Genomic DNA, 18,413 nt, shown 5'->3' with positions numbered 1-18,413 from the left:
GGCGCAAGCGCACCTGGGGGCTCGAAAGTGAGGGGGTAATCATCACGTGCTTGAGAGGCATATTCGTAGCCCACAGGTGCATGTTCCTTCCCTGATCAAAACTGACTTCCAGACACCGAAGTATGGAGGAGGAAAGGAACGGACAACCTATATCGAGAGGCCGAGTGGAGGTTCTGCGCAGTGGGTAAACCGGCAAGGATGCCGGTTTAGCCGCGCTGGGCCATGGATGGCCCATCGCGGCGACCCACGGAGCAGGACCGGAGCGAGGGTATGGCGAGCCCTAGCGAGCCACCGAACGCCAGGGGCAAGAGCCCTTGGTTACTTAGGGCCGGGCGGCGTTCCGTTTTTCCAAGTGACTCGCCGTAAGGGCCAAACCCTAAGTAGCCGTTACCGCAGCAACGGATATACACCCAGCCTAAACTACAAATCTGCGGGGCTTCATCATGCGGGTTATCGGCGCGATTAAACGTTGCCCGCCAGCTTCCCGCCCGTCAACCGACGCTTGTACGCACTGTCACGATTGGCCAGCCACCAGTACAGCGGCGACGTAATCAACAGGCCCACCAACCAGGACAAATCCGCGCCGTTGATGTGCTCGGAAATCGGTCCGACGTACAGCGGCGTGTTCATGAACGGGATCTGCACCACGATGCCGATCGCGTAGGCGAGCAGCGCCTGGGGATTGTAGCGACCGTAGATACCGCCATCGACGTGGAAGATCGAATCGATGTCGTACTTGCCTTTGTGAATGGCGTAGAAGTCGATCAGGTTGATCGCCGTCCACGGCACCAACACCACCAGCAATACCAACACCATGTCGACGAAGTGGCCGATGAAGTCAGCGGAGGCACCGACGGCGGCAAAGCAGCAGGCCGCGAGCACAATGACCGAGAGCACGGCGCGGCTCTTGGCGGTGGGGATCCAGCGGTAGGCGAAGGTTTGTACCAGGGTGATCAGCGACAGCACGGCGCCATAGAGGTTGAGCGCGTTGTGGCTGATGACGCTGAGCAGGAACAGCACCAGCATCAGCGGGCCGATGGATCCGGTGGCGAGCTTGACCGCGTCCATGGTGTCCATGCCGACCGGCGTGGCCAGTACGGCGACGGCGCCGAAGACAAACGAGAGGCTGGAACCGAGCACCGTGCCCAGGTAGGTGGTCCAGAAGGTAGCCGCCACGGGCACGTTGGCCGGCAGGTAGCGCGAGTAGTCGGACACGTAGGGTGCGAAGGCGATTTGCCACAGCGCGGCCAGGGAAACCGTTGCCAGCCAGCCGGAAATGTTGAAACCGCCACGGGTGAGGAAATCGTCCGTCTGCACGTGGGTCAGGATGTAACCGAAGCCCAGCACGATGCCGATGCCCAATACCCAGGTGCCGATACGGTTGAGCACGTGGATGAAGCGATAGCCGATGATGCCGATGATGCCCGAACCCAGGGCACCAATGACGATGCCCACCGGTACCGGCACACTATCAACCACGCCGTGCAGGGATTTGCCGGCCAGCACGATGTTGGACGCGAAGAAGCCGATGTACATGACGCCGGCGATCAGCACCACCAGCAGCGCACCCAGGGAGCCGAACTGGGCGCGGCTCTGGATCATCTGCGGGATACCCATCTGCGGTCCCTGGGCCGAGTGCAGGGCCATCAGCACGCCGCCGACCAGGTGGCCAACGAGGATGGCGACGATGCCCCAGACCAGGTTCAGGTGGAACATCTGCACGCCGAGGGCGCCGGTGACGATGGGCAAGGGGGCGATGTTGCCACCGAACCACAGGGTGAACAGGTCTCGGGTCTTGCCATGACGATCTTGCGGCGGCACGTAGCCGATCGTGTGTTTCTCGATGAGCGGGGCGCTCGTTGCTGCAGTGGTTACCATGATGAACTCCAAGGCAAAGTGAGTACGTGGACGTACTTCGGTGAGCGCCGCGCGAACGACGCTTTTCTTGTTGGAGCGATCATGTGCAATGGATCGGGATAGATAAATTAGTAAGTTTGTTGCCTCAAACCTTAAAAAATATATGCCGTGGCTGCGCTCGCCTCCGGTATGTTCAGCCTTGACGCAAAACCCTTGTGGGCGCTGTCGATTCCTTGACTTTCCGGAGGTCCCCATGGCCGCTTACAACCTGCGCCAACTCAGATATTTCGTCACAACGGCCGACTGCGGCAGCGTGGCCGAGGCTTCGCGCAAGCTCTATATCGCGCAGCCATCGGTGTCGACGGCGATCAAGCACCTGGAAGAGAGTTTTGGCGTGCAACTGTTCATCCGCCATCACGCCCAGGGCGTCTCACTGACGCCGAGCGGCTCGCGGTTCTACCGCAAGGCCCAGGAGCTGCTGCGGGTCGCCCATGAGTTTGAGCAAAATGCCCTGGCGGACAACGACGTGGTGGCGGGGCAGATTGACATCGGCTGTTTTGAAACCGTGGCGCCGCTGTACCTGCCGCGCCTGATCGCCGGTTTCAAGGCACGTTGGCCGGGGGTGGAAATCCGCATTCGCGATGGCGAGCAGCAGGAGTTGGTGCAAGCGTTGACCGCCGGCAGTATCGACATGGCCATGGTCTTCGAACACGACCTGGACAGCACGATCGAGACGGTGGCACTGATGCCGCCGCAGCAACCCTACGCCTTGCTTCCCGCGGACCACCGCTTCGCGCAGCAGGCGAAAGTTTCGCTGCACGACCTGGTGCTGGAGCCGATGATCCTGCTGGATGTGGTGCCCAGCCGAACCTATTTCGTGAGCATCTTCGAAGAGCGCGGGCTGACGCCCAATATCGTCTTCAGTTCGCCTTCGATCGAAATGGTACGGGGGATGGTAGGACGGGGTTTCGGCTTTTCGATCCTGGTGACCAAACCGTTTTCCGAATACACCTATGACGGGCAAAAAGTCGTGTGCGTGCCGCTGGCCGAAGCCGTGACCGGCTCCGGGTTGTCCGCGGCGTGGTTGCGCAGGGCGCAGCTGACCAAGCCGGTGCAGCTGTTCGTGGACTACTGTCAGGAAGAACTGGCCCGACTCTACACCTGAGTCCTGGGCCAGTTATCAGTTGCTGATCGCCAACAGCATCCGTTGCAGCATCGCATCGCAGCCCTGTAGTTGTTCCAGGCTGACGAACTCATCGGGTTTATGGCCTTGCTCCATGCTGCCCGGGCCACACACCACCGTCGGGATTCCCGCCGCATCGAACAGGCCGCCCTCGGTGCCGAACGCCACCGTGCCGAAGTCCCGGGAACCGGAAAATGCAGCGATCAATTCAGCGGCTTCGCTGCGGGCATCGGTGGCCAGGCCGGGGTACGCCGACAATTCACTGAAACGGATCTCGCTGTGCTCACTCACGGCGCGCATGCGCGGCAACAGTTGCTGCTCGGCGTAGGCCTGCAGTTCCTGCGCCACCCGGCGCGGGTCATGTGAGGGCAGGGCGCGTACTTCGAAGTCGAAGCGGCAGTCGGCCGGGACGATGTTCAAGGCCTTGCCGCCGCCAATCACGCCGGTCTGCACCGTGGAGAACGGTGGATCGAAACGCGCGTCATGGAGCTCGGGGGCCTTGAGCCGTTGGCCGATGCGCCCCAGTTCACTGACCAGCTCGGCCGCGTATTCGATGGCATTCACCCCAAGCGGGGCGTAGGCCGAATGGCAGGCGTGACCGTGGATGTCACAGCGCATCGCCAGCTTGCCCTTGTGGCCCAGCACCGGTTTGAGTTCGGTGGGTTCGCCAATGATGCACAGCATGGGTTTGACCGGTCGTTGTTCCAGGGCCTTGAGCAGGGAGCGTACGCCCAGGCAGCCGACTTCTTCATCGTAGGACAGGGCGATATGCACCGGCAGTCGCAACGAGGCCTGCACCAGCGATGGCACCAGGGCGAGCACGCAGGCGATGTAGCCCTTCATGTCCGCCGTGCCGCGACCGTACAGTTTGCCCCCTAGTTCGGTGAGCTGGAACGGCGCAACGGTCCACGGCTGGCCGTCGACGGGCACCACGTCGGTGTGCCCCGAGAGCACGATGCCTGGCCGGTCCGCCGGGCCGATCGTGGCAAACAGATTGGCCTTGCTGCGCTCCTGGTTGTAGACCAGTTGGCACGGCACATCGAAACCTGCGAGGTAGTCGCGGACAAACTCGATCAGGTGCAGGTTGGATTCGCGGCTGGTGGTGTCGAACGCCACCAGCGTTGCGAGCAGATCGCGGCTGGCGCTCATCGATCGTCTCCGGCGACACCATAGCCAGGGGACCTGTCGGGCGCCAGGGCGCGGTCGATATAGTCCTGGACTTGCGGACGGTAGGCCTGCCAGAGTTTTTGCAGCTGGCCAATCGGGTCTTCATCGGCCCAGTCGACCCGCAGGTTGACGATCGGCCAGGTCAGTTCCCCGACAACCAGCACCGCAGCCGAATGCACCGGCCCGGCTTCGCCACCGGCCGCCATGCCACCTTGCATCGCCGCGAGCAATCGGTCGGCCAGATGGCCTTCGGCCTGTTCGAAGGCGCTGACCATGGCCTCGATTACGCCGGGGGCCGCGAGCATGTTGCCGGCCGCCACGCATTGCTCGCCGGACACCGCATTGTGCTTGCCCAGGGTTTGCGCACCGCTGAAGTGCGCGGTGCGGCCGAGGTGGTCGATGGCAATGATCTGCCGGTACTGGCTGTAGCCGTTGCGTGTCAGCACCTTGTCCAGGGCCCCGGCAGGTGCGAGGCCTTGCTCCATCAGGGCGAGGGTTTCCGGGCCAAGGGAGGGCAGGGTGATGTTTTGCGTGGAGACGGCACCCACACCGGGCAGCAACCAGGGGCAGCGGGCGCCGACGGCGATGCTCGAGGAGCTGATGGCGATGCCGAACTGGCCGGTTTCGGGGCAGCGGGCGGCGATGGAAAAGGTCATGGCTGTGCTCCTTATTCCGGGATCACCGCGATTACATCAATCTCCATCAGCCACTGCGGCTGACCCAATGCCGTCACCACCAGCCCGGTGGAAATCGGGAACACGCCTTTGAGCCACTTGCCCACTTCCTGATACACCGGTTCGCGGTAGCGCGGGTCGATCAGGTAGGTGGTGGTCTTGACGATGTGGCTCAGGTCGCTGCCGGCTTCTTCCAGCAGTTGCTTGACGTTGCGCATGGCTTGCTCGGTCTGTGCCCGCGGATCGCCGAGGCCAACGAGGTTACCTTCGAAATCGGTGCCGACCTGGCCACGCACATAGACGGTATTGCCGGCGCGGACGGCCTGGCACAGGTCGTTGTCCAGGCTCTGGTTCGGGTAGGTTTCCTTGGTGTTGAACATGCGGATGCGGGTATGGGTTGGCGTAGTCATTTAAAACTCCTGAAGTATGGGGCCCGGCGCGGTTCACGCGCCGGGCAGATATCAAGCGCTGACGGTTGTCTTGTTAGCGGCCGGGGCGTTTTCGGCCTCCCGTTGGCCAGCATCGCGGTACTCGAGGTAGGTGCGCTGGATGGCGATGTGATCAGCCACATACTTGGCGTCATGCCACACGCCCCAGATGAACGAGGAGCCACGGCGGGACTGCCAGGGCAGGCCAAGGAAATACACGCCAGGTTCGCTGGACACACCGCGCTGGTGCTGCGGCTTGCCGTTGTCGTCAAAGGCGTCGACCTTCAGCCAGCTGTAGTCCACGGCAAAACCGGTGGCCCAGATGATCGATGTCACGCCGGCCTTGGCCAGGTCGAGCTCGAGGATCGGCTGGGTGACACAGTCCGGCTCCGGGAAGGTATGACGCGCCTCGGGTTCTTCCGGCAGGTCCAGGCCATTGCGTTCAATGTAGGCATCGGCGGCATCGAGCAGCGCCAGGTAGTTCTCATCGCCCCGCGCCAGGTTCTCCGCCAGGTTCGGCTGGAAGGTCGCCACGCTGCCATTGAACGCTTGGGTCAGGCCCACCAGCACCATGCCGGCATGCGCCAGGCCACGGAAATCCACGGTGCGACCACCCTGGGCGCCACTGACGGCGATGGTCACGTGTTCGCGACCGGGTTTCATGGCGGCCTGGTCCCATTCGCCGAGCACGCCCAGCCACCAGCAGAAATCGCGATTGCGATAGGCGCGGGGCGGGCGATCGTGGGCCCCCACCGACAGGTAGACCTGCTTGCCCGAGCGCTGCAGTTCATCGGCGATCTGCACCCCCGAGGAACCTGCGCCCACCACCAGCACGGCGCCCTCGGGCAATTGTCCGGGATTGCGATAGTCGGCGGAGTGGATCTGCAGTAATTGTGCATCTTTGGGGGCGATCGGCGGGATCACCGGACGCTGGAAGGGCCCCGTGGCAGCCACCACGCGGCTGGCCTCGATCACGCCTTGGGAGGTCTCGATGGTGAAGCCCGGGCGGCCGACATTGCGTTCGACTTTCTTCACTTCCACGCCGGTGCGGATCGGCGCCTTGAACTTGCGGGCATACGCTTCGAAGTAATCGGCCACGCGCTCCTTGGGGGCAAAACTATCGGGGCTGATATCGTCGAATTCCAGGCCCGGAAAACGGTCGTGCCAGGCCGGACCATTGGCCACCAGCGAATCCCAGCGGCCGGTGCGCCAGCGCTCGGCGATACGGTTGCGCTCCAGCACCAGGTGCGGCACGCCGAGCTTGCTCAGGTGTTCACTCATGGCGACGCCGGCCTGGCCGGCGCCAACAATCAAGGTATCTATTATTGTTTTATCAATGGTCATCTCTTTGCCCTTCGAAGTTGGATTAAGGTCTGCGTCGACCTGCCATTTCTTGGGCTCAAGACTAGGGATCAGCCTGATATCGGTAAAATATTATTAAGCTGGCATTTGAGTATAAATAATTGATGCAGAGCGTTTGGGGCGGCGGATTGACCGGGCTTGGGATTGAACGTTCGTCGGCCCGAACGCTGTAAACACTGCAATATCCTGCCCGTTCCATCACGGCTGCTAAGCTTCGACCTTGCCACGTCCTGGCCTGCCTATGGCCGGTGTCACACGTGGCCAGGGAGTAGGACTCCCGTACCCACATCCCCCTTCACTGGAAGGGGCAAACGATTGTCGGCAACCTGCACGGAGGCAGGCAATGGTGATCAAAAATACAGGTCCTGCAAGTGCCGAGGGTACTGCCGTGCCGCTCGATCCTGATGAGATGGAGCAGGTGCTGGCGTTGCTGCTGGCCAGTCCGTTGTTCGCCAGGTCCAGGCGCATGGGCAGCCTGCTGCGTTTTCTGGTCGAGCACGACCTGCAATCGCCCACTATCCCCCTGACCGAGCACGCCATTGGCATCGCCGTGTTTCGTCGGGATCCGGCGGTGTATTGCACCGGTGACGATCCGGTGGTGCGGGTGCAGGTGGGGCGGCTGCGCCGCAAACTCGCCAGCCATTACGCCACGGTGGGGCGGCAGGAGCCTGTGAGGCTGAGCATTCCACCCGGTTGTTATCGCCTGGCCTATCAGCGGCTGCGGCCCCACTCATTGACCGCGCACCATCCTGTGTTGCAGATCCAGCCCTTTACCTGCATTACCCGTGAGGGCGATGACTTTACCCGTGGCTTGTGCGAGGAGCTCAGTTGTCGCCTGTTCGAGTCGTTCGAGCAGGCACAGACCGGTGGCAACCACGTGTTGATAAGGATGCCGCGCAGCCCTGTGAAAACAGCGGATGCGCGGTGTGGCGGCCGTTACTGCTATTGCCTGGAAGGCAGCGTACGGGTCGAGCCGGCGCGGGTCCGGGCGTCGCTGCGGTTGGTGGATGTGGCGCAGGGGAGGATTCGCTGGTCTGCACAGTTCGATCGCAACCAACCCTATGGCATCGCTACCCAGGAGGACCTGGCAGCCTCTATCTGTCTGTCGTTGACGGGCTATTTTGCACGAGGCACGTTCGACGAATAGACGGGGCAACCGCGAGGTTGCCCCGGTGTGCGCCCGTCAAACGGTTTTCCATTGACCGCCTTCGTAAAGGCGACCTGCGGTGTTATCGAACGTCAGGTCGATTTCGATCGCCTTGGAGCGTGAGGTACTGAACATGGTGCTGGTCTGCACATCCTGTTCGAACCACACGAGGATGGTTTCCACGGGGGTCAGTACGGTGTTGCCGGTGACCACCTGATTGACGGCCACGTAGATCGGCGTGCTGACCTGGTTGCCATCGATGCCGGTGGACAACTGGTTGATGCCAGGATGGATCGGCGCGAAGTTGTTGACGAACGTCACGGACACCTCAGGGCCGCCCGTTACTGCCGGGCTCAGCAGGCCGTGCTCATCGAGTGTCGAAGTTTGCCCCAGACCGATATTGACGATATTGGTCGAGACTTTGACTTGCACGTTTTCCTTGAACACGTTGGAGGCGAACAGCTGATACAGCGGCGTCCAGCTGAATTCGTTGTTGCTGAGGTAAGCACTGTAGGACTGCCAGACCACGTTGTAGTCGGCCGTGCCGACTTTCTTGGCAAAGCACAGCTTGTAGCCGGACTTTTTCAGCAGGGTCAGGTCGCCGGGGGCAATTTCAATGGTGACGGTTTTTTGTGAAGCCGCCAGGACGGACCTGAAGACCCGACCGTAATCGGTGGACTTCAGCGCGGTGGTTGCACCCATGATCGACTTGACGGCTTCTTGCACATCGTTGTGAAGCTGCTGGCTTTGTTGGCTGACAGCGATTGATTTGCTCATGGCTCCCTCTTCCTTGGTGGTGTGTTGGGCAGTCGGTGGGCGCGAGCGGTCTAGCCGGTCGGTCCATCGAAGGTTTCAATCTAGGCGCAAGGGGCAGGGTGCCCAAGTGTCATGGCGTTACAGGCGAGTAACCGGGTTGTATCAATGGCGCCAACTGCAAGGCGGCCAACCGGCCGGCTCCCACCTGTGCCATCGTGCTTATTTGTAGGCAGTTTCCGTATTTAAGTGCGAAATTTCCCAAAGTGCATTGGAGGGGTGGAATGTGGAAGTAGGATAGTTCACTGTTGTTGTAGGAGAGCGAAAAAAATCTTGTGCATGGATTTATATTGAAATGAAGTTTTAAAGTTACAGCGAAAACTTTTTTTTTGACTGTCTAGAATTATCTCGCCGGGTCTTGCAAATTGTTGCCAGGGCAGTGGCTGTCACGATAAAACGGGAGGGGTTATGGCTTCAAGCAGTTTCCAGAATGAAGTGCCGAAGGCGCGGGTCAATATAAAACTCGACCTGCATACCGGCGGTGCGCAGAAGAAAGTCGAATTACCGCTCAAGCTGATGGTCATGGGTGACTACAGTAATGGCAGGGAACAGCGTTCTTTATCCGCTCGGAGCAAGTTCTCAATCAACAAAAACAACTTTGATAGCGTCTTGGCTGAGTTTACTCCGGTCTTGAAAGTGGCCGTGGAAAACACCCTGGCCGATGACGCTGGCGACACCTCGGTCGAGTTGAGTTTCCAGCACATGAAGGACTTCGAACCGGAGCAGGTAGCGCGGCAAATCCCGCACCTGCGCGCGCTTTTGGCTATGCGCAACCTCTTGCGCGACCTCAAGTCGAACCTGCTGGACAATGCCACCTTTCGTCATGAGCTGGAACGTATCCTCAAGGATGATGCGCTAAGTGACGAGTTGCGAGCCGAGTTGGCCGCGCTGGTGCCGGAAGAAAATCGTTAATCCACTTCGGTTCGTTTAAAGGGAATTTACCTTAATGTCCATCGAAAGTTCTAACGTGCAATCGCGCGGCGCTACAGTGTTGTCGGAAGAAAAGGGCGTATATGGCGCGCTGTTTGGAAAAATCAATCTCCACCCAATCGAAACGCTGAGTAGTATCGAGGTATTTCAAAATACCGAGGCGCTGTCCGAAGTGTCCGCTGATGAGCGAGTCACGGCGGCAGTCAGTGTGTTCCTTGAACTGCTTAAGCAGTCTTCGCAGAAAGTCGAACGCCTGGATAAAGTGCTGCTGGACGAACATATTGCAGCCTTGGATGCGCAAATCAGCCGGCAACTCGATGCGGTGATGCACCACCCCGATTTCCAGCGAGTCGAGTCAACCTGGCGCGGGGTCAAGTCGCTGGTCGACCAGACCGATTTTCGTCAGAACGTGCGCATTGAATTGCTCGATATCAGTAAGGAGCATCTGGTCCAGGATTTCGACGATGCACCGGAAATTGCCCAAAGCGGCCTGTACATGCATACCTACACCCAGGAGTACGACACTCCGGGTGGGGAGCCCATTGCCGCCGCAATCTCCAACTATGAGTTCGATTGCAGGCCGCAGGATATCGCCCTGCTGCGCAACATTTCCAAAGTCGCGGCCGCCGCGCACATGCCCTTCATTGGCACGGTCGGCCCGGCCTTCTTCGGCAAGCGCTCGATGGAAGAAGTGGCCGCCATCAAGGACATCGGCAACTATTTTGACCGTGCCGAATACCTGAAATGGAAAGCGTTTCGCGACAGTGACGACGCCCGCTACATCGGCCTGGTCATGCCCCGTGTCCTGGGGCGCCTGCCTTATGGGCCGGACACCGTCCCGGTGCGCAGCTTCAACTATGTCGAGAGCGTCAAGGGCCCTGACCACGACAAGTACTTGTGGACCAGCGCCTCGTTCGCCTTTGCCGCCAACATGGTCAAGAGCTTCATCGCCAATGGCTGGTGCGTGCAGATCCGCGGGCCGCAGTCGGGCGGCGCAGTCACTGAATTGCCGATCCACCTGTACGACCTTGGCACCGGCAACCAGGTGAAGATCCCTTCGGAAGTCATGATCCCGGAGACCCGCGAATTCGAATTCGCGGACCTCGGTTTCATCCCGCTGTCGTATTACAAGAACCGCGACTACGCGTGCTTCTTCTCGGCCAACTCAACTCAGAAAGCTGCCCTGTATGACACCGCCGATGCGACCGCCAACAGCCGGATCAATTCGCGCCTGCCGTACATTTTCCTGCTGTCGCGGATCGCGCATTACCTGAAGCTGATCCAGCGCGAGAACATCGGCACCACCAAGGACCGGCGCTTGCTCGAACTGGAACTGAACAAGTGGATCGGCGGGCTGGTGACCGAAATGACCGACCCGGGCGACGACCTGCAGGCCTCGCATCCGCTGCGTGATGCCAAGGTGACCGTGGAAGACATCGAGGACAACCCGGGCTTCTTCCGCGTCAAGCTGTATGCCGTGCCGCACTTCCAGGTGGAGGGCATGGACGTCAATCTTTCGCTGGTGTCGCAGATGCCCAAGCTCAAGGCCGGCGGCGGTCGCGGAGTAACCGGGTCTTGAAAATCGACCGTCCCGTATGGTCTGCGGGGGCACTGCTGTGCCCCCAGCAGTTCCAGCAACAGGCACGCTGGGAAGCCTGGTCCAACGAACGTCTGGCGCATTTGTCCCTGGTCCATCCCTGGGGTGTCCAGGCGGTGGCGTTCGACCTGGAGACCCTGCGCCTGGGCAAGCTCAAGGCCACCCGTTTGTGCCTGCGCATGCCTGACGGCACCTGTATTGATACTGATCTGGTGGATCGCCTGCCTTCTGCGCTGGAAGTGGCCCATCTGCTTGCCAGTGAAGTTCAGGACGCTACGGTGCTATTGGCCTTGCCGCTCGAACAGGCCAATGGCAACAACTGTCTGCTCGATACCACCAAGGTCGAGCGGCCGATGCGCTATCGCCAGGACTGGCGCAACGTGCAGGATTTGTACGATGGCGAGGCGCAACAGATCGGCGTGCTCGAACACGTGCTGAGCTTGCGTTTTGCCCACGACGACAACGCCGATTACCTGACCTGCCCGATCGCGCGCCTGCTGCGGGACGGGCAGGGTGCATGGGGCATCGACAGCGCTTATGTGCCGCCATTGCTCGAATTCGCGGCTCATCCTGGATTGCTGGCTCAGCTGGATAACCTGCTGACCCAGTTGTCCGCCAAGCGCCAACGGCTGATGGGCATGCGTCGTGAAAGTAACCAGCGCATGGCCGATTTTGCCGTAGCCGATGTATCGCTGTTCTGGCTGCTCAATGCCTTGAACACCTATCAACCGATTCTGGCTGATCTGAAGGCCCATCCGGCACAGCATCCCGAGCAGGTTTATCGGGAACTGGCCAAGTTGGCCGGAGGCCTGCTGACCTTTTCCCTTGAACACGATATCGAGCAGATCCCGCCTTACCGGCATGAGCATCTGGAAAGCGTCTTTGCACCGCTGTTGCGCCTGGTTTCCACCTTGCTGGAGGCCAGCCTGCCTTCGCGTGTCGTTGCCCTGGAGCTTACGCAGGACGGCGCCAATCGCTGGAGGGTCAGCCTCAATGACCCACGTCTGCGTGAGCGTGAAGGTGCGGATTTCTATCTGTCAGTGCGTTGCCGCTTGCCGGCAGCACAGGTGCAGAGCCAGTTCCCGCGCTTGTGCAAGATCGGCACGCCGGATGAAGTCGATCAGCTGATCAACGCTGCGCTCGACGGTGTGCCGTTGCAGTCGCTCAGCCATGTCCCGGCTGCCATTCCACTGAGGCTGGAAAACCAGTATTTCGCCCTGGATCTCGACCACGCCAAGGGCCAGGCGGTGCTTGCTGCGGGGGTCTGCGCTTTCTACGTCCCGAGCACGTTGGCCGAGGTCAAACTTGAACTCTTCGCGGTGTTGCGCACATGAACTTGAAAGCCTCAAGAAAACCTGCCGCACTGGCAGTGGATATCGACGCGTTGCTGCAGGACAGCTACCTGCTGGTGGTGGAACTGCGTCAGGGGGCATCAACGCTCGATGGTACGGCGCTGTGGGACCTTTGCGTCAAGCAGGTCGAGCATGTTCGCCAGTTGCTCGAGCACGCCGGCCTGGCCCCGCGCAGCATCGATCACATCAGCCATGCCCAGTGCGCTTTGCTCGATGAAACCGTACTCCGTATCGAAACGCAGGCTCGCGATGCCTGGACGAAAGAGCCCTTGCAAGCGAAGTTCTTCAATCGCCACCAGGCGGGCGAGTTCCTGTATGAAGACATGCGCGAAGTCTTGCGTGAGCCTGCACCTGATCCACTGGTGCTGACGGTGTTCCATCGGGTGTTGATGCTGGGCTTCCAGGGGCGTTACCGCGATGCCGGCGACCCTGAGCGCGAGCAGTTGTTGAGCGCGTTCCATGTGCAGGTCGCACCTTTGGGACTCAGCCGTTCGCTGGCGACAACAGTGAAGATCGGACAGCGACTGCGCATGCGTTTGTGGACACATTCGCCGCTGGCCCATGGTCTGCTTGTGGGGATGCTCTTCGTCGGTTTGTGGTGGGGGCTTGACCAACTGTTGGCCAATCTCCTCAACTCGGTTTTGCCTGGTGAGGCCTGAAATGAGGCCAATGACACTGGCCCAGATGCGCGGTCTCTGGTTGTGGGCGGGCGCGCTGTCATTGGCCTTGCTGATGGTCGTGCCATTGACCTGGGGGTTGCGGGCAATGGCTGTTCTGGCCGTTGTCTGCGTCATGGTCCTGGCTTGGAGGCGGCTGGGGCGCCGCGCAATGTGCGCATCATTGACTTTGGCCGAGAATACATCGTTGCCTCCGGCAGCCTACCGCCAACCGTTGGTGCTGGTCTGTGGCGATGGTCTTGTGGAGTTGTTCGGCGAGACACCCGTGGAACAACTGGCCTTGCGCACAACCCGCCAGGGTTGCTATCTGCGGGTACCCGAGCTTGAGCAACTGCCTGCGCTCACCACCAGCCTGATGACACTGCGCCCGGAATGGAGTAGGCAGCTCAGCGTCATGTTCATCGTCAATCCGGCCGAGCAGGACGACAGTGCCGTACTGGCTGCACGGGTGCGTGCTTTGCGTTATCAGCTAGGTATCGTCCGAAAGGGCGGCATTGCGTTGCCGCTACTGTTGACGACTTACTTGCAAGCCCCGGCCGCAGAAGGCGCCTGGTTCAGTTGGGAGGACGCGGAGGATAGTCCCAGGGTACGCGAGGCCGGAGCCTGCATCAGCCTGGCCGACTGGCAAAGGCACCCTGCAGACAGTGCAACGCGCGCGGCCCGCATGCACGCCAGCGTAAAACTGAACAGTGTCGTGGCATGGCTCGATCACGCGGTATTGCCTCACTTGTCGCCCCGAGGTGCCCGCGATCCTGAGGGTCTGCCGAAGGTTTGTGCTGTCACCTTCGTACCGCTGCTCGCGCAATCAGTCACGGGCAATTTGTGGCAACAATGGCTGCGCAACAAGGTTGCACTGCTTGACGCCAGGCAAGCTGAGCCGGGGCAGGGTGTATCCATGCCTTTCCCCGATCCGTTGCTGGCGCTGCTTCCCATGCAGGCTCAACGCGCTCCCTTGCGCCGTGCGAACGTCATCGCCTGGTGGTTGTTCGCCGTTGCCGGGATAACAGCGTTGGCCAGCTCGGCCTGGCAGAACACCCTGTTGGTCCGCCAGGTCAGTGACGACTTGCGTCGTTACGACGCCATCCCGGTGACAGGGCAACCCGAGCGGCCCGAATTCATTCAGCGCGAGCAGGCGCTGGCGGTGCTGCGCGAGGATGCCCTGCGCCTGGACAGCTACTACCGACATGGCGCTCCCCTGGCGCTCGGACTCGGCCTTTATCGAGGCGAGCGCTTGCGCATCCGGCTGCAGTCGACGATTGCCGGTCACCGTCATCCTTTGCAGGCGCCAAGACTTACGGGCAATTCAACGCCGGTGCGCCTGGACAGCCTGTCGTTGTTCAACACGGGCAGCGCCCAGCTCAAAGCCGGCTCGACGAAGGTTCTGATCAACGCCTTGGTCGACATCAAGGCCCAGCCTGGCTGGCTCATCGTGATCAGCGGCCATACCGATGCCACCGGCAGCATCGAACAAAACCTGCAGTTGTCCCGCGCCCGAGCTGCCGCCGTGCACGACTGGATGCAGCACATGGGCGGCATCCCTGGAAGTTGCTTTGCGGTTCAGGGTTTCGGTGCGAGCCAGCCCATCGCCAGCAATGACACCGAGGCCGGGCGAAGCGCTAACCGCCGTGTCGATATTCGTCTGGTGCCGGAGCCGGGAGCCTGCGTGTTCCCTGCCGCGGGATCGGACTTGCAACCCCCTGTCGCCTAACGCGGCATTCATGTTCTGAGAGAAGGAGCTTCACATGGCAATTCCCGTTTACCTGTGGCTGAAAAATGATGGCGATGCGGACATTAAGGGTTCGGTCGATGTGATAGGGCGCCAGGGCAGCATCGAGGTACTGGCCCAGGATCATGGCTTGACCATTCCCACTGACAACAACACCGGCAAGCTGACAGGCACACGGATTCACACTCCGTTCAGGTTCACCAAGGAAATCGATGCTGCCAGCGTCTACTTGCTCAAGGGCGCGTCCCAAGGACAGACGTTCAAGAGCGCCGAGTTCAAGTGGTATCGCATCGATGACGCGGGCCAAGAGGTCGTTTACTACACCGTTCTACTTGAAAACGTAAAGGTCGTGAGCGTTGTGACGAAAATGCACGACATCAAGGACCCGACAAAGGAAAAACACAATCACCTGGAAGACGTCCAGTTGCGTTACGAGAAGATCACCTGGAAGTTCGCCGAGGGCAACTTCAGTCACTCCGATGCCTGGGACGAACGCGAGTCCGCTTAAGACACTGAGCCCGTAGTTACACATGCCTGCGGGTTCGATGTTGCGTGTTGAGCGTCCTTGCATGGGCGCTCAGCCAGCCCACCGAGCTTCATCGCCGGCACCTGGATCACAAGCACTCCACTCAAGACAAGGACGTACCCCCATGGTACAGAACGCCTCCCGCTTGCTTCGCCGTCTCAATCCCTACTGTGCCCAGGCGCTGAGCGCGGCGGCTACTCTGTGCCAAAGTCGAGCCCATGGCTACATCAGAATCGAGCACTGGTTGCTCAAGTTATTTGAACAGGGTGAGGGCGACCTGACGCTCATCGCCCGTCGCTATGAATGGGATCTGGACGCTCTCTGGCGCGGACTGCTTGAACACCTGGACACACTCCCGCGTAGCGTTCACAGCAAGCCGCAGCTGTGTGGCAAATTGCAGCAATTGATCAGTAACGCATGGCTGCGCGCCTCGCTGGACAGCCAGGAACAGCTGCGCTCGGCCCACTTGCTCGGCGCGTTGCTGGAGTCACCCGAACTGCTGGCTTGTGAAGCAGCCTGGCCACTGTTCAGCATCAGCAAAACCCAATTGCAGCATTTGTTCGTGCTGCTCGATCAACATTCCGAAGAGCGCCCCCAGGTGCAGCAAGAGGCTGCTATTGATCAGGCACCGGCGTCGATTGATGGGCTGGGGAAGCCTTCATCCGCCATCGGCAACCACGATGCCTTTCAGGCCGTGCTGGACAGGTTCACCCAAGATGTCACCGCCAAGGCCCGGGAAGGGCAGATTGATCCGGTATTCGGCCGTGACGATGAGATCCGCCAGGTCATCGATATCCTCAGTCGTCGGCGCAAGAACAATCCGCTGTTGGTCGGTGAGCCCGGCGTCGGCAAGACCGCGCTGGTCGAAGGGTTGGCGCTGCGCATCGTCGAGGGCAACGTTCCGGACAGCCTCAAACCAGTCAGCGTGCGCACTCTCGACCTGGGGTTGCTGCAAGCGGGTGCCGGGGTCAAGGGCGAGTTCGAGCAGCGCCTGAAAAATGTCATCGATGCCGTGCAGCAATCGGCAAACCCGGTGCTGTTGTTCATCGATGAGGCCCATACCCTGATCGGCGCGGGCAACCAGGCGGGCGGTGCCGACGCGGCAAACCTGCTCAAGCCCGCACTCGCCCGGGGCGAATTGCGCACCATTGCCGCCACTACCTGGAGCGAATACAAGCAGTACTTCGAGCGCGATGCCGCCCTGGAGCGACGCTTCCAGAAGGTCAAGGTCGACGAGCCGGATGACCACAATGCCTGCCTCATGCTGCGTGGCCTGAAGGCGCGTTACGCCAGCCATCATGGCGTGCACATCCAGGATGCGGCGGTGCAGGCTGCGGTCACGCTATCGCGGCGTTACCTGACCGGTCGACAACTGCCCGACAAGGCCGTCGACCTGCTCGACACCGCCAGTGCCCGGGTGCGCATGAGCCTTGATTGCGAACCTCAGGCACTGGTCAGGCTCAAAGCCGGGCAGGCGGCCCTGGGGCTTGAACGGCAAGCACTGGCAGAGGATGCACAACTCGGCGATTGCAGCGTTGACGAACGCCTTGCCTTGATCGATGCGCAACGGGTCGACCTGCAAGACCAGCACACTGCGCTGGTGCGCCAGTATCGCGACGAACTCGACCTTACCCGCCAACTGCTTGATGCACGTCAGGCTGACCCCTTGCAGATCTCGCTTTGTACTCGGCTGCAACAACAGCTTGCGAAAGTGCAGGGCAGCCAGCCGTTGCTCTCGCTGGACGTCAACCCACGCAGCGTGGCCGAGGTGATCGCTGACTGGACCGGCGTGCCGCTCGGCAGTCTGCTCAAGGACGAACAGGCCAGCCTGCTTGAACTGGAGCAACAATTGAGTGACCGCGTCGTCGGCCAGGATCACGCTCTCGGCGCCCTGGCCCGGCGCCTGCGCGCGGCCAAGACCGGCCTGACCGAAGAGCAGGCGCCCTTGGGCGTGTTCCTGCTGGTAGGCACCAGCGGCGTTGGCAAGACCGAAACCGCCCTGGCGCTGGCCGACTGCCTGTTCGGTGGCGAGCAGTCGTTGATTACCCTCAACCTCTCCGAGTACCAGGAGGCCCATACCGTCAGCCAACTCAAGGGCTCGCCACCGGGTTACGTAGGTTACGGCCAAGGTGGCGTACTCACCGAAGCGGTACGCCGGCGCCCCTACAGCGTGGTATTGCTCGACGAAGTGGAGAAGGCTCACCGCGACGTGCTCAACCTGTTCTACCAGGTCTTCGATCGCGGTTTCATGCGCGACGGTGAAGGGCGCGAAATCGACTTTCGCAACACCGTCATCCTCATGACTTCCAATCTTGGCAGCGATGAACTGCAAGCCTGCGTGCAGCAATACCCTGAAGCGCCCGACAGCGCCCTGCAGGAGTTGCTGCGGCCACTGTTGCGCGAGCACTTCCAGCCGGCCTTGCTCGCGCGCTTCCAGACCCTGATCTACCGCCCTCTGCGAGGCGACGCAATGCAGCGCATCGTCGCGCAAAAACTCGCCAAGGTCGCCCAGCGCCTGCAACGCCACTACGGCCTCACCTGCCAGATCGACAACGCGCTCAAGCAAGCCCTGGTCGCCGCCTGCCTGCTGCCCGATACCGGCGCGCGCAACATCGACAGCTTGCTCAATCAGCAGATTTTGCCGGTGCTTAGCCAGCAGCTTTTGCAGCGGCAGGCTGCCCATCAGCAACCCCGGGGAGTGACCTTGGGTTTCAGCGACGATGAAGGCATCACGCTGCGGTTTATCGATTCCCAGGAAGCGATGCCAAGCGTCGCCAAGGAGGCCTGACCATGAGCACCCAACCGCGCATCTTCTTCAACCACACCCGTCACAAGTTCGCGATCCGCTGGTTCGACGCCGTGTTCGACGTCCTCGCCTTCGAAGGCGAAGAACACCTCAGCCAACCCTTCACCTACCGCATCGAATTCACCTGCAGCGAACAAGACCTCAGCGCCGAGAAGATGCTCAACAAGG

At 60.9% G+C, this 18,413-nt stretch carries 16 protein-coding genes; 10 read left to right on the top strand and 6 right to left on the bottom strand.

Annotation, left to right across the window (positions count from 1 at the left end; all coding sequences use genetic code 11):
* Positions 1 to 462 precede the first annotated feature (462 nt).
* Complete coding sequence (locus CGA21_RS29305) at positions 463 to 1,878, bottom strand: purine-cytosine permease family protein (protein ID WP_188265657.1); 1,416 nt, start codon at positions 1,876 to 1,878, stop codon at positions 463 to 465.
* Positions 1,879 to 2,110: 232 nt separating this feature from the next.
* On the opposite strand from CGA21_RS29305, the gene CGA21_RS29300 reads away from it, so the two are divergent.
* A complete protein-coding gene (locus CGA21_RS29300; RefSeq protein ID WP_020798306.1) occupies positions 2,111 to 3,022 on the top strand; it encodes a LysR substrate-binding domain-containing protein in 912 nt (303 codons plus the stop codon).
* Positions 3,023 to 3,037: 15 nt separating this feature from the next.
* Here the strand turns inward: CGA21_RS29300 and argE are convergent, their stop codons facing one another.
* From argE to CGA21_RS29280, 4 genes are read right to left on the bottom strand one after another with little or no spacing between them, the layout of a single operon-like run.
* Positions 3,038 to 4,189: an acetylornithine deacetylase gene (argE, locus tag CGA21_RS29295; protein WP_188265656.1), complete on the bottom strand. Its 1,152-nt coding sequence runs from the start codon at positions 4,187 to 4,189 to the stop codon at positions 3,038 to 3,040.
* Positions 4,186 to 4,863 (bottom strand): DUF1028 domain-containing protein, encoded by a 678-nt coding sequence (locus CGA21_RS29290; protein WP_188265655.1) that lies wholly within the window; start codon positions 4,861 to 4,863, stop codon positions 4,186 to 4,188. The genes argE and CGA21_RS29290 overlap by 4 nt, the downstream gene beginning before the upstream one ends.
* Positions 4,864 to 4,874: 11 nt before the next feature.
* Complete coding sequence (locus tag CGA21_RS29285; protein WP_008058648.1) at positions 4,875 to 5,291, bottom strand: RidA family protein; 417 nt, start codon at positions 5,289 to 5,291, stop codon at positions 4,875 to 4,877.
* Between the two features lie 51 nt (positions 5,292 to 5,342).
* Positions 5,343 to 6,653: a flavin-containing monooxygenase gene (locus CGA21_RS29280; protein ID WP_188265654.1), complete on the bottom strand. Its 1,311-nt coding sequence runs from the start codon at positions 6,651 to 6,653 to the stop codon at positions 5,343 to 5,345.
* A gap of 361 nt (positions 6,654 to 7,014) precedes the next feature.
* Between CGA21_RS29280 and CGA21_RS29275 the strand changes: the two genes are divergently transcribed.
* Positions 7,015 to 7,818 (top strand): hypothetical protein, encoded by an 804-nt coding sequence (locus CGA21_RS29275; protein WP_110755172.1) that lies wholly within the window; start codon positions 7,015 to 7,017, stop codon positions 7,816 to 7,818.
* Between the two features lie 36 nt (positions 7,819 to 7,854).
* Here CGA21_RS29275 and CGA21_RS29270 read toward each other — a convergent pair whose 3' ends face one another.
* Entirely contained in the window at positions 7,855 to 8,595 is a 741-nt protein-coding gene (locus tag CGA21_RS29270; protein ID WP_110755171.1) for a hypothetical protein, read from the bottom strand.
* Positions 8,596 to 9,039: 444 nt separating this feature from the next.
* Between CGA21_RS29270 and tssB the strand changes: the two genes are divergently transcribed.
* The 8 genes from tssB to CGA21_RS29230 form a co-directional block, all read left to right on the top strand.
* Entirely contained in the window at positions 9,040 to 9,543 is a 504-nt protein-coding gene (gene tssB / locus CGA21_RS29265; protein WP_188265653.1) for a type VI secretion system contractile sheath small subunit, read from the top strand.
* Between the two features lie 34 nt (positions 9,544 to 9,577).
* On the top strand, positions 9,578 to 11,140 hold the full coding sequence (gene tssC / locus CGA21_RS29260) for a type VI secretion system contractile sheath large subunit (RefSeq protein WP_110755169.1): 1,563 nt from the start codon (positions 9,578 to 9,580) through the stop codon (positions 11,138 to 11,140).
* The gene (tssK, locus tag CGA21_RS29255; protein WP_188265652.1) at positions 11,137 to 12,492 is read left to right on the top strand and encodes a type VI secretion system baseplate subunit TssK; all 1,356 of its coding nucleotides are present in this window, start codon (positions 11,137 to 11,139) and stop codon (positions 12,490 to 12,492) included. The genes tssC and tssK overlap by 4 nt, the downstream gene beginning before the upstream one ends.
* Complete coding sequence (tssL, locus tag CGA21_RS29250) at positions 12,489 to 13,169, top strand: type VI secretion system protein TssL, short form (protein ID WP_110755167.1); 681 nt, start codon at positions 12,489 to 12,491, stop codon at positions 13,167 to 13,169. The genes tssK and tssL overlap by 4 nt, the downstream gene beginning before the upstream one ends.
* Positions 13,170 to 13,179: 10 nt before the next feature.
* Positions 13,180 to 14,895 (top strand): OmpA family protein, encoded by a 1,716-nt coding sequence (locus tag CGA21_RS29245; RefSeq protein WP_223194305.1) that lies wholly within the window; start codon positions 13,180 to 13,182, stop codon positions 14,893 to 14,895.
* A 34-nt stretch (positions 14,896 to 14,929) separates the two neighbouring features.
* Positions 14,930 to 15,421 carry an Hcp family type VI secretion system effector gene (locus tag CGA21_RS29240; RefSeq protein ID WP_110755165.1) on the top strand — a complete coding sequence of 164 codons (492 nt, stop codon included), beginning with the start codon at positions 14,930 to 14,932 and terminating at the stop codon, positions 15,419 to 15,421.
* Positions 15,422 to 15,563: 142 nt separating this feature from the next.
* A complete protein-coding gene (gene tssH, locus CGA21_RS29235; protein WP_188265650.1) occupies positions 15,564 to 18,227 on the top strand; it encodes a type VI secretion system ATPase TssH in 2,664 nt (887 codons plus the stop codon).
* A 2-nt stretch (positions 18,228 to 18,229) separates the two neighbouring features.
* On the top strand, positions 18,230 to 18,413 hold a 184-nt coding region (locus CGA21_RS29230; protein ID WP_188265649.1), incomplete at its 3' end, for a hypothetical protein.

The organism is Pseudomonas sp. PSB11, from assembly GCF_014596605.1.
GTDB classification, from domain to species: domain Bacteria; phylum Pseudomonadota; class Gammaproteobacteria; order Pseudomonadales; family Pseudomonadaceae; genus Aquipseudomonas; species Aquipseudomonas umsongensis.
The sequence above is the reverse complement of the archived record's forward strand: the minus strand, read 5'-3'. Positions and strand labels throughout refer to the sequence as shown.

Excerpts from the sequence above, each read along its gene's own strand:
- CGA21_RS29305 (WP_188265657.1), bottom strand. The coding sequence starts at position 1,878 with ATGGTAACCACTGCAGCAACGAGCGCCCCGCTCATCGAGAAACACACG.
- CGA21_RS29300 (WP_020798306.1), top strand. The coding sequence starts at position 2,111 with ATGGCCGCTTACAACCTGCGCCAACTCAGATATTTCGTCACAACGGCC.
- argE (WP_188265656.1), bottom strand. The coding sequence starts at position 4,189 with ATGAGCGCCAGCCGCGATCTGCTCGCAACGCTGGTGGCGTTCGACACC.
- CGA21_RS29290 (WP_188265655.1), bottom strand. The coding sequence starts at position 4,863 with ATGACCTTTTCCATCGCCGCCCGCTGCCCCGAAACCGGCCAGTTCGGC.
- CGA21_RS29285 (WP_008058648.1), bottom strand. The coding sequence starts at position 5,291 with ATGACTACGCCAACCCATACCCGCATCCGCATGTTCAACACCAAGGAA.
- CGA21_RS29280 (WP_188265654.1), bottom strand. The coding sequence starts at position 6,653 with ATGACCATTGATAAAACAATAATAGATACCTTGATTGTTGGCGCCGGC.
- CGA21_RS29275 (WP_110755172.1), top strand. The coding sequence starts at position 7,015 with ATGGTGATCAAAAATACAGGTCCTGCAAGTGCCGAGGGTACTGCCGTG.
- CGA21_RS29270 (WP_110755171.1), bottom strand. The coding sequence starts at position 8,595 with ATGAGCAAATCAATCGCTGTCAGCCAACAAAGCCAGCAGCTTCACAAC.
- tssB (WP_188265653.1), top strand. The coding sequence starts at position 9,040 with ATGGCTTCAAGCAGTTTCCAGAATGAAGTGCCGAAGGCGCGGGTCAAT.
- tssC (WP_110755169.1), top strand. The coding sequence starts at position 9,578 with ATGTCCATCGAAAGTTCTAACGTGCAATCGCGCGGCGCTACAGTGTTG.
- tssL (WP_110755167.1), top strand. The coding sequence starts at position 12,489 with ATGAACTTGAAAGCCTCAAGAAAACCTGCCGCACTGGCAGTGGATATC.
- CGA21_RS29245 (WP_223194305.1), top strand. The coding sequence starts at position 13,180 with ATGACACTGGCCCAGATGCGCGGTCTCTGGTTGTGGGCGGGCGCGCTG.
- CGA21_RS29240 (WP_110755165.1), top strand. The coding sequence starts at position 14,930 with ATGGCAATTCCCGTTTACCTGTGGCTGAAAAATGATGGCGATGCGGAC.
- tssH (WP_188265650.1), top strand. The coding sequence starts at position 15,564 with ATGGTACAGAACGCCTCCCGCTTGCTTCGCCGTCTCAATCCCTACTGT.